General features: G+C 36.5%; 2 protein-coding genes and 1 pseudogene. 1 reads left to right on the top strand and 2 read right to left on the bottom strand.

Features of this window, described 5'->3' with window-relative positions; translation table 11 throughout:
• Positions 1–6,272: 6,272 nt before the first annotated feature.
• Positions 6,273–6,326, top strand: a pseudogene (locus HBA_RS03580) (sortase B protein-sorting domain-containing protein); the annotation flags it as partial.
• Positions 6,327–7,664: 1,338 nt separating this feature from the next.
• On the opposite strand, the gene lysS reads toward HBA_RS03580, so the two are convergent.
• Together lysS and prfB are read right to left on the bottom strand one after the other, a co-directional pair.
• On the bottom strand, positions 7,665–9,203 hold the full coding sequence (gene lysS / locus HBA_RS01345) for a lysine--tRNA ligase (protein ID WP_097032253.1): 1,539 nt from the start codon (positions 9,201–9,203) through the stop codon (positions 7,665–7,667).
• 9 nt (positions 9,204–9,212) lie between these two features.
• Complete coding sequence (gene prfB / locus HBA_RS01340; RefSeq protein ID WP_097032252.1) at positions 9,213–10,310, bottom strand: peptide chain release factor 2; 1,098 nt, start codon at positions 10,308–10,310, stop codon at positions 9,213–9,215.
• Positions 10,311–13,067 lie beyond the last annotated feature (2,757 nt).

Genomic DNA, 13,067 nt, shown 5'->3' with positions numbered 1-13,067 from the left:
CTTTCGCCCACCGATATAAAATACCTCAAATACTCGGTTAAGATTGTAAGCGTAGGAAATATATCTTCAAATAACTAAAAAAAACAAGTAGTGTTCTGACTAACATGGCACAAAACAAAACTTTTTTAACGCGCTCTCTATTGTAAATCAGCGTAACGTAGCAAGGATAGATTAGTTTACCGCCGGCGACGTCCCACATATCTAACCTAACCTTATTTATATATCAGTAAGTTTTTATATATTTTAGCTGCGCGTGATATTTAACAAATTGCTAGATATAATTATAGCAGTTGCTCTTTAGCAGCTATTATCGTATTTTTGCTAAAATACACATGTTTACTAATCCGTGGGTTAAAAACGTAAAGTGTATTTATACACTAAAGTTGACCACCTATATTAGCATATTATGTTTACCTCAACTTTTCTTTAAAAGAAAAACCAATAAGCAAAACATTTACTGTTACTTTTAGATTAAAAAAGCGTTAAACTAATTCTTTACTAACATTGCACTATTAGAAAGATCTAGATCAAGCCATCCAGATTAGTAGTTTGATTATTAACCTCTGGGTAACACGTTCTTCTCGAACGGAAAAAGGAAATCTTGTTATGCATTTATTACTTACTAAACTATTTAAATGCAGTGTCATGAATAAAGAAACACAACACTTTAAAATAAAGAAAAAATAAAAAACAAAGTGTCTTTGATCTCAAATTTACTTAATAGTGCTATATAATAAATAAATTCATAGCTTGGTGCTAACTAGCTATAACTTAGCTATATTTTATATTTATCACAAAATATACTGTCAGTAACATAAATTAATTTAAATTTAATGAAAATGCCTCAACAGTTAACGACGCAGCCTTCGGTTGTGGCAATCATAGTATCCATCGATACCAATATATGAGATGACAAGATTGGTTATTAACTGAAAATGAATAAAACTACTGGCTAATAAACCAAATGGTAGGTACTAGCACGCTAGTATAAATTAAGGAAAATAATACGTTGCAATAATATAATTTTTCAATATCAATTAGTCATGATACAACTTAGCTAGATATAGTGCGTTATCAACACTGACCTTTAATCGATGGGGAATTATTTAGTGTTTGTACTAGGTTTTTGCTTGTAAATCAGTAATTTTATTTAATGTAGTCCTTATAGGGACACTAACTTTTCCAAAGTTTAAATGGTTTTTTGAATCAGAGTGGAAAAACTCCTAATTGAAGTGTCCAGTGCAAAAAAAAGAAGTAACTATAGCAGCCAGCGTTCGTACTCTTAAGATCATGGAAAACATGTGTCATCTATGTAACTTCTGGCCTAATAGTCCAATGGGAGCCACCTTCAGGAACTTGAAGGCAAGATATCGTTTATAGGATGACATGGATTACATATTTTTTACTAGAATAGTATACATTACATAATCACATAAACTACTTAACTCTCTATATAACAGAACTCGCGATAGGTTGGGCAGTGAACATAGCAAAAAATAACCTAGCTAATACAGCAAAATTAACTATCGGGATCATTATAAGGTAATAATATAAACAGCTCCTCGCTGTTAGTTTATATCATTGCATAGCGGAACAACGCATTCGATGTATCTCTTGCCCTTTAGGGCTTAAGGTTACCAGTACGAACAGACGCTTGTAGCGCATTACACATGTGCACAATCTCACACCGGTTTATTTAATAACATATAAATCACTAAAAGTAAGAGAATTACCAAAAAAAAATCTACAGCACGTTCATAAATAAATATGCACAGTGGCCCAAGATTACGGACGCGATCTTGCGCAGATTACCTTGGTCACTGTCAGTAAAACCAAACCTGTGATAGCGATCAAAACCACGATTAAAGCTGGTCAGCATGTATTTGAAAAATGCATCACATACAAAATGTTGTAAAAAATAAATTGATTAGCCAGCACACAAAAAGTGAATGAACTGATCTGGTATTTTAGTTGTCCGCTATAGACTCACAAAAGCTGCCCTGGTAGTAGAAAGTATTGATAGGTGCTACACCCCCTAGGCCGTCCGCATCTAACCAAAGAAGCTAAACCATCAGAGACTAGCAAAACGCACTACATGCTCAATATGCTAATCTAAATCAATACTAATTGCGCATTTATCAAAGCCGTCATCAAACCTGAAAAAATATTAACGTTTGCTGCGTTCATCACGGAGTGTAAGCGCACTTACAATTGCGAAGTTTCATGGCTATTTTAACGTCTGAGAAAAATTTCAAGCAGCAATAATCGGTATTCAAGTGAATAAATAATTTTTATGAAGACTTAAAACACGTACACCATGACATTGATAAACTATCGCTTGGTATGAAGCGATACACCGGAGATACTACCGCGCTGCCGGCAGTAAACTAGTCTGCTTATCGGTATCACTATTTTAAATGCTAGAAATTAAGGTTGCACATACAACTGCCTAAACATATTAAAGAAATAACATGCAAAAACCTAATATTATTTTATTAATGCTATCAATATAACTTTTGGGTCGTTATATCTATTTTATTGGTCGATAAAACAATTATCTTACACATTTAATTATGTGTCTCCTTCTACAACGTGAGCGCGTTAGGTTTTTGACTTTAGCTATAAAATCAAAACTTCTAGTTTAAATCTACAAACCAGTACTGAGAAAGCATATAGATTTTCATCAAACTCATGCCCTCCATCGTCGCAAAGTCTTGCCGTCAAACTGTTAGATCTAATGCCAGGAGAAAACATCGATATTTTACGGGTGATAATAAACACTTTATCTTTTGAGAAAAAAGAAATAAGCATATTATATATACACTACCACTACTTAGCGAACAAGGGATGGCATGTAGCGTATAATTTAATAAGAGCAGTGAGTACCACTCACATCTTAAACACAAAACAATATTAACTTTATTATCCAACTGCTAATAACACAATAACTGCAAAAATAAAAATTATTCTGATGAATATCAATAATAATGCATTTGTTAATATGACTAATAATAGTTATCTCTTATGCTTTAATACTAATTTTGGTTAAAAAGCTAATTAATCTTTATATTATGATGCCACTGCTGCACGTTTAAATGCAGTCTGTTCGTTGCAATTTTATAATTAGTTTTTACAATTTGTAATCAAATTACACAGCCAATTATATTTACGCTACGATAGTTTATATCCGATAGCAGGCAGATAAATAAAGCAGAGCTGTTGCCTATCTTTTATTTTGACAATAATCAAATGCCTCGTTTGTTGACACTGATTGAAATGCGTGTTTTGATTCTCAATTTTATATATTTTCTAATATGCTTGCTAGTTATGATGAAACCGCTGGTAGCTAGCATTTGGGGTAATAATTATGCGTTCTTTATTTAGTTAAATTAGTAAGGGATGCTGTAGTTTGCATAGTTTTGATCTTTTACCAATTAAAAGAATTTATAATGTACTTTATTCTCCGCATTTTACCAGCGATTAGTCGCATTGATTTTTAGTCGATGGCACTCCTTTTGACCCTATACGGCTTAAATTATTTTGGCATGTATATGTTCCTGGAAATTTAATATCGCTTATAATCAATATTTAGTGCCATAGTGATTATTTATTGCATTTTACTATATATTATTACACTCAGCCTAAGTCTGATAAAAATCACAGCGCCAACGCACTAACGTAATGTCACATCAAAATCATTATCATAAAAAACTGATAGAAGGCGATAAGAATAACTATTAGATTTGTTTTCTATCCAAGAATTTAACGTGGTTAAATACCGCTTAATCCTAAAAAAGGAAATGTAGAATAATAAAATAAACTATTTATTTATATAGTTATCTAAGTGTACGTCTACTAGACTATATATAAACTTTTGATAAATCACCACGGTATGTTGCTTGTTATATAATAATTACGGATAAATTATGCAAAAATATAATTAACCACTAGCAACTTCGTTAAAATTACGTTATGGTATTTTTAGAATGCTACGTATTGATCTTGCTCGCATTATGCGGGCAAGAAACTAACAACTATCTCAGCATCTAAACAACTTACTAAAGCAAATATCATCTTTGTTTAGTTATCATTAGTACAATACGAAATTTTACTGCATACTTTGGTTAGTTGTGTACTATATGTCGGATATGACGACAATTTGATCTAGTTGATGTGTCATGGTGGCTTAGCCGGCATTTATAGTTTCAGTTAGAATCTCTCGTCTTTATGTTACTGAGCAAGGCAGCACAACCTTCGGCCTTAGAGCTGAAGAAAATACTATCTCAGTCGCTATTTTTTACCGCAGTAGGATACTGCTAACATGCCTACTGGACTACTTTGAACTATGTATAATATTTATCTCGCCCCGCTTAGCCTGTATACCTTCATATTTCCTCGTTCAGTCAAAATACCCTTATGCGATTTTAATTATCATGAGCTGAAAAGATAATTACCACATAAAGAATATGTAACACATTTATTAGCGGATTTAAACCAAAAACTCCCGCTGATAGCAAGACGAACTATTAATACTCTATTTATCGTCGGGGTACTTCTAGCCTACTTTTGTCCAGCTACATACATTCGCTGCTTGACGTTTTGCGTCAGCGACTACCAATGACGCAAAAAGCCGAAATTACTCTAGAAGCGAATTCGGGCACTGTAGTGGAGAATTATTTTGCGGCTTATCAGCAAACTAGTATCAATAGCATATCTATCTGGTGTACAAAGGCTTTGAGCGGTAAAATAACTAAGCTTGGCCCCGTGTAAATACACAGAGCAGAAGAAGCGCGCAGCACGGTGCGTGTAGTAAGCCTCTCCTAGGCGCCTGCGAAACTTTAATCTTGATTTGATGCACAGCCTGCCTAAACAGACTGTTACAGAAACACTTAATGATTTAACCCAAGTGATTGCTCTAGCGCCAGAGCATTTATCTTAGTATGCATTAATTATCGTACCGAATACATTGCTTGGCTCACGGCCGCCCTCGCTGCCGGGTGATAATATGTTGTGGGGTATTTACTAGCATGGCAATAAAATGCTTTTCGCGGCGGTTTCCCGTATAAAACCCTGAGGTTTTGTTCTATAAGGGGCTTACAGTGCGCCATAATCTTAATTATTAGCGTTTTGGCGAATTAACTTAGTATCCGGCTTCGTTTCACCTACGGTAAGCTGACAACGCAAGCCGGCATAGGTTAGTACGCATGGTGAAAACCCGCCAACTACATGTTTATATGTGTAGTTATTATCTGGATAAATATTATAAGGTTGCCACGGCTAATTTACCATTTGAATACTTCATGAATAATTTCCGGTTACTGAAATCTGTGCCACATGTAGAATTAGCCATCTTTACATGGCTATCATAAAACTCAGTATGTCCAGCATTGGATCAGGGCATTAGCTGGTGGCTATATAACCGAAATTAATAGCTATTGGTATGTAATAAACAAAGGGATATTATTCCTTGATTTACTTCTAAAGTTGTTTATTTAAAACTCCGCCGCGGCGATGAATATCCCGTACCTCTTTCCGTAGCGGCGCAGGAGTGCGTTAGACACGCAACTCCGATATTTACATATTACTATGCTTTGTGGATTAAACGGCATAGATTATAATGGTAGATAATTGACCTTAGTGTTTATTACTATTGCTTAAGGGCGATTACCTGCTTGGTCGATTTATTAATTAACTTATTGATAATACTGTTTATAAACATTTTTGGCCTGTAAAGTCATTATCGATAGCCTAAGCCATCTATAACCGACTAGAAGTCAATTCTTTTCGTTGATCTCCTGAAGCATACCTAATTCATTAAAACTAGCCATACCAAGTTGTCCATCATATTAAGTTAAGCTACTAAATCCCAGATAAATGAGATGTGATTATAAGAAATTACGTATTTTTACTGTTGCAGCTGCAATATTGATCAATAATTTTATTAAGCGGCTGGCATTACTTTTCAGATAAACGAGCACTTTCTCGTTAAGTTAAGTTACCCCGCATTCTTGTAGAGCGGGCTATGATAAGACTTAAACTAATGCAGATTTTATCGTACTAAAACTCATACTGATAATATGTCATGTAGTGCATCCTACTAACATATATAGTAAATTCACTAATATTAAGTATCCCCACCTGTGACTGTTGATACAATAGTCACTCTTATTTGTTCTGCATTACATCACAATATACTTGTGGGGACAAAATAAAGTTGTTATATCAAGATTATTAATCTTGTAGTTACTTCAAAAAACTCATATTTTCAGTAAAATGACAGTGCTAGAATCTGCTGGTATATGAGCTTACTTGTTCATATGCTGTAACAATAAAACTAAAGGACCATATTAAGACCAGTTTTCAAGCCATCAAAATGGTATTTAAAAAATTAGTGCTTTTATATTAATCAGTATTTATATAATTTTACTAATTTATAGACAAAATAATCACGTTAACAAATACACCGAACCCCCGAACCGACTAACAGTCATTGCTAAAGACGAACTATATCTAGCTGGTTGTATTATGGCTAATTAATATTGAGAAAGCATCTTTTGCAACATATTTTACTGAAAGTTTGTAGTTGCGTGCTAGTACTTAGCATTTTGCTTATTCGCTAGCAATTGTATTTTCTTTTAGACAATGGTCAATCTTAACTCAGTATATATGGAAATCGATCGACACTATGCTTATAGTTATGATATAATTGCCGTTAGTCGTTTAAGACTTGCATTAGATTAAAATTAATTTGTGCTTATCAGTGGTAGTTTTATAAAAACATCAAAAAATCCGAGCGAAGTTATGATGATTTAGCATGATACTCTAAGTTTGTTAAGTATCTATGGTCGTTGAGTGAATTTGATATTCATCGTACCTTAGTCCTTTAAATTTTTTCTCTATTTATTTAGAAGTTGTTGTATCCCTTAATGCACATATTATTGCATTCAAGCGATTTAGGCTGCAATGCAAGCATGACAAGATTTTCTTTTGCCGTTCGAGAAAAAAGTTTCTAACGCCTAGAGATTGATGATAAAATCGCTAATGTTGATGACTTAATCCACAATTTTAAAATTAAAATATTCATCAAGGGCTGCTTATAATTGTTTTGAGCATAAAGACAATAAAAATGCTTTACGTATTAGTTTCTTTACAAAAATTACAGCAAGCATAACACCTCCAACATAGGTGGCTAATTATACTGTGCCGCCAGCAAGTACAAGGGTACGGAGTTAATAGCAGAACGCTAGAGTATCCACATATATATCAAATCTGCAACGTGCGTCAAAAGAAAAAGTTTGGACAAACTGAAAAGAAAGCAAGATATGCTCCTGACAGAGCGAATGATCACGTACAAAGATTATTTGTTATGTGTTGTTAACAACACAGTGAAAAAGCCTTTCAGGCATCTCACTGTAGAGATACAACGCATAAATACATAAGTAGCATAGATCGACAAAGATGCTATCACAATAGCAGATGAACAGGCATAGCACACAATGTCATCAAATGAGTCATTTTTATAATAGGGCATTAAACACGCGCAAGGATATGCCTATGAACCCGCATCGCTATCTGAAAAACGAGATTAACGCAAACCCAGCCTAGTCATACAAAGTATTATAAACGACAATAGTCAGTGAGCTCGCTAGAATGGTAAGCAGTATTCATCTTCCTGATTTACAGGAACTATTTTGCGGACGCAGCGCCGGAAATAGGATTACATCGCGAATGGTTTGACTATTAGTCAAAAGCATCATCAGGCGATCAATACCAATTCCTAAGCCAGCAGTCGGTGGCAGGCCATGTTCTAGGGCGGTGACATAGTCTGCATCATAAAACATGGCTTCATCATCGCCGGAATCTTTAGCCTGAGCCTGCGCTGCAAAACTCGCCGCTTGATCTTCGGCATCATTAAGCTCTGAAAAACCATTACCAATTTCACGTCCACCAATAAAAATTTCAAAACGATCGGTGAAGAACGGATTTTTATCATTGCGGCGCGCTAGCGGAGAAACCTCCGCTGGGTAGGCGATAATAAACGTTGGTTGAATTAAATAGCTTTCCGCTGTTTTTTTAAAAATTTCGGTTTGAACCCGACCAAGGCCCCAGCTCTTTTTTACCTTAATGTCTAAAGAATTGGCGATAGCGGTTGCGAAAGTCATATCTTCAAGCGCCTCTGGCCGAATTTGCGGGCAATAATAGCAAATAGCTTCTTTCATGGTCATCTGGATAAATGGCTTGTTGAAGTCAAATATTTGATCGCCGTAATGCACGACACTACTGCCCAGTACTTTCCTGGTCAAAGTGCGAAACAAATCCTCAACGAACACAATCATATCGCGATAATCCGCATAAGCCATATATAGTTCCATCATAGTGAACTCCGGATTATGACGCGACGATAATCCTTCATTGCGGAAATTACGATTAATTTCAAATACCCGTTCAAAACCACCAACCACAAGCCGCTTAAGATAAAGTTCAGGTGCGATGCGAAGATACATATCAATATCCAGTGCGTTATGGTGGGTAATAAACGGGCGTGCCATAGCGCCACCGGGAATATTTTGCATCATCGGCGTTTCTACTTCCATAAAGTAATTATCTTTCATAAAACAGCGAATTTCCGCCATAATCCGCGAACGAACTTTAAAAGTTCGGCGCGATGAGCCGTTAACGATCAGATCAAGATAACGCTGACGATAACGAGTTTCCTGATCATTTAAACCGTGAAATTTATCCGGTAGCGGACGCAGAGCTTTAGTTAGTAGACGAATTTCGCTACATTGTATAGAAAGCTCGCCAGTGCGAGTTTTGAATAATTTTCCACGAGCGCCTAAAATATCTCCAAGATCCCATGTTTTAAACTGCTCGTTGTATTGTCCTAAAGGTATATCGTCAAGGGTAACGTACAACTGGATTTGCCCGCCCACATCCTGCAATGTGACAAAAGAAGCTTTGCCCATGATGCGGCGGGTCATCATGCGGCCAGCAATACTGACTTCGATATTTAATGCTTTAAGCTCCTCATTTCTTTTTTTGCCATAGCGAGCATGCAGCTGGTCGGAAAATGCATCCCGACGGAAATCATTGGGAAAAGCAATACCCTGCTGGCGCAACTTAGTAAGTTTTTCATGCCGTGAACGCATCTCATTATTTAAATCCAAGTGGGGCACTGCGTCTTGTGATAGTGATTTAGACATATGGATTCCTCATAGTCCTGCTTTAAGACTCGCCTCAATAAATTTATTTAAATTGCCATCCAGTACAGACTGAGTATTACGGGTTTCCACGCCAGTACGCAGATCTTTAATGCGGGAATCATCTAGTACATATGAACGGATCTGACTTCCCCAGCCAATAGCGGACTTAGTATCTTCTAGAGCCTGCTTTTCAGCTTTCTTTTTTTGAAATTCAAATTCATACAGTTTAGCTTTCAGCTGTTTCATTGCCTGCTCTTTGTTTTTATGCTGCGAGCGATCATTCTGGCACTGGGTAACAATATTAGTCGGCAAGTAGGTAATACGCACAGCGGATTCGGTCCTATTAACGTGCTGGCCGCCGGCGCCAGAGGCGCGGTAAACATCTATACGCAGATCTGACGGGTTAATTTCGATATCGATATCATCATTAACTTCTGGATAAACAAAAGCAGAGCTGAACGAGGTGTGACGTCGACCGCCCGAGTCAAAAGGGCTTTTTCGTACTAGACGATGCACGCCAGTTTCGGTACGTAACCAGCCATAAGCGTAATCACCAATGACCTTGATGGTCACAGATTTGATGCCAATTACCTCTCCTTCTGATTCTTCGATAATTTCAGTTTTAAAACCACGAGATTCTGCCCAACGCAAATACATTCTGAGCATTATGCTGGCCCAATCTTGCGCTTCGGTACCTCCGGAGCCAGCCTGAATATCCAAATAGCAATCGGCGCTGTCGTACTCGCCGGAAAACATGCGCCGGAATTCCAGCTGGCACAATTTGCCTTCCAGGCTGTCTAGTTCGCTTTGAGTTTCTAGGAAAATATCTTCATCGTCTTCTTCTACGGATAACGAGAACAAGCTGGAGACGTCTTGAGCACCCTGGGTAAGTTTGTCAATGGTTTCAACGAACGCCTCAAGTACTGCGCGCTCTTTTCCCAGTTCTTGAGCACGTTCGGGATCCTTCCATACATTAGGCTGTTCTAACTCAAAGTTTACTGCTTCTAAGCGTTCTTTCTTGAGGTTGTAGTCAAATACATCTCTCAAAACGACTATCCTTTCCGCCAGATCTTGAATACGGTATTTTACTAAATTTATTTCAAACATGGAGTTAATTGCCCATTAACAAGAAAAAAATGCATGTTAAGTTAAATTTTTAATGAATTAGCTCCCTGAGAAGTGGTAGTAACTATCGGCCGTGGCTACCCCGAGTTTGCAGGTCTCTCAAGCAGCCAAATATGATGTATTCATGTTGTAAACGGCAATTGCTACGAAACTTTTATTAACCTCAACTGCTTTGTAAATTATTTCAACGATAAACACGCTATTGTTAAGACTCAGTCGCTGATCGATATTAAAATCTGCTCCATTTAACCTAGAGCAAATAGCCAAGGATTTAAGTGGGATTTGTAGGTGCTTACTCTCCTACCACGCCGCTAATTTAACATGCGCAACCGCCAGTCAAACAATAACTAATCTTAGAAATGCCTACTACAAAAGTCGTCGTCGCACAGTAGCTCATCGGTAATCAGGAATAGTAATTTCTGGCAGGTTAAACTTCTTTACTAGCCACACAAATCATACCTTCTAGCGTGACAATAAAATGAAGCCACATTAAACTCACTAATTAAGAAAAAACCTATAAATTCGTAACATCGTGTATACTCCAGTTTTAGATCGCAATCGGGTCAGATACGATAGCTACATCTTAGTATCAGTCCAGGATGCAATTTGTGCAGCCACTTCAGAAAATTGTGCATATGTACGCAGTCCAGTGATCACTGAAAACCATTTGGCACGTTCAACCAAATGAACACACAGAGAAAATATCACTAGTTGATAAAAGATCTTTAATTTAAAACGCGTAAATTACGCCTACTAAATACTAATACTTCTCCCCCTTATGTGAATAAATAAAAACCAGGACACAAGGCCATTGCTTGCTCATCGTGCGCTACTTATATTTTGGCACACTAGCGCCAAAACGCCTAGAATCACATTCTCTGTTCTATTGCCGACGAGTCTGGTTTATATAGCATATAACTCTTCACTATTATTGCGAATATATCTAAATAGCACAATGGCCGGCCAGTGTTCATATGCGACTTAAAACCTTTTTGCATCAAAATACAGATAATTAGTATTTAACGGTAATACTTTCGACACAGCATTCAATGAAATTTAATTCAGCATCTAGTCTAGATTAAAAGTAGGAATACCATGTTGCGTAAACTAGCCGCAATTATTAAACCGAGCTCGTCATAATTCAGCTTTACTCAGCGTGTTAATGACGCAAGCGCACGTACAAAAAATTTAAGCAATAGCGTAATACCACCCCCAACAAAGTCATTCAGATTTTACGAATCTGAAATGAAAGTGCTATTTTGATTGATTCAACAACAACGGCGCGGGCTGGCGCTAAAAGCCGTACTTCATGTAGTACATATAATGTAGTAACAGGTCGAGGTTTAAAAATTACCTCTTCTCCCGATTTATTTTACCCAAACTATAACGCAGATTAACATCTGAATGATGTTAAACCCATCAGTTAGGTACGAGACGACAATTTGGGCGTCGATACATCGGTCAGGCTTTTACGCTGCTTACGACCCCATCATCAGGATGAAATGACTTACCGGTGAGATATAAGATACCAGTATCTTTTCCTTAAATTGTGTTTAAAGCACAAGGTATGAAGAATTTAATCAAAGATGACGTTATTTATTAGTTTCATATCTGATTTCTATAAAGCAGCATATAACAACATGCCTGGACTCGAATCTAAATTCGAGTCATATTATGCAATGAATTGTTTGCTAGAGCGATATGTATAGAAATATGAATAGATAAAAACATTTTATCATATAATTTCAGCACTAACTAACATAAATAACTGTCTATAAAATTTACGCTATGCTCACAGCCAATTTTATAAACCAACATAAATTGCAAGACTTTTTATCGCAAACATGGCGGAGTGCAATATGCTGCATCCCCCGTCTAAAACTTCGGCGAAATTTAGAAAAACTGGAAAGCAATTTGGCAGCAAACGCATAACATAAACTTAATTAATGCAATCAGTGCACGACACAGTGCATGATAATGGTTCGAGAGATGAGTTTAAGTACTGAGATTTTTGGATGGTAAAGCTATTTTTTAATATTCTTAGACCGACAAGCACCAAATTCATAGGCTAACCCCACCGATATATAATTATAAGTTCACGAAATAAAAGACGCACCCCCCGCACCTGGGTTTACGTTAAGGTTAATACAATGCCAACTTTAAGCATCTAAACTTTATAAGTCAACATTCACTCCTTGCCATGTAATAAATATTTTGGTTACTAATTAATATAAACTTCACGGATGCAAGGAACATAATATTGCGATGACTGACATTACATTGCAATATCACAAACCTTGCCCCCAGCGGGCGCGTAAACCATGTCATCAACTCATAATTCTACGGCTAGGAAGAACATAGAATCAATACTTCGTAACACCTTAACGCAAAAAATAAATGTATTTACAAAGCTGAATGTAACTTAGAAAAACCATAGATGTTGTTATCTCATTTAAATCATTAAGATAACCTAATGCTAATTAGCATCGGCTAGTTAGTTGTGTTTTCCTAACCAGGAGAACAAATCATTATCAAAATCCAGAGTAGCCGGACGCCGCAGTGTTTACCCATATAGTCATAAATAAAATCTAAATACTTTCTGTATAAGCAGAAAGGCTATACACATCTAACGATATAAGCAAATCAGTAAGTACGTGCTGTATTAAATATATCTATACGTTATATTATGTTATAAACGCTACTTACTACTAACTTATCTAATTATGTTCTGCTAATCAA

It is taken from the genome of Sodalis endosymbiont of Henestaris halophilus (assembly GCF_900161835.1).
In the GTDB taxonomy this organism is placed as follows: domain Bacteria; phylum Pseudomonadota; class Gammaproteobacteria; order Enterobacterales; family Enterobacteriaceae.
Note: the sequence above shows the minus strand (reverse complement) of the source record. Positions and strands in the feature narration are given on the sequence as shown.

Coding starts and splice junctions, on each gene's coding strand:
- lysS (WP_097032253.1), bottom strand. CDS start 9,203: ATGTCTAAATCACTATCACAAGACGCAGTGCCCCACTTGGATTTAAAT.
- prfB (WP_097032252.1), bottom strand. CDS start 10,310: ATGTTTGAAATAAATTTAGTAAAATACCGTATTCAAGATCTGGCGGAA.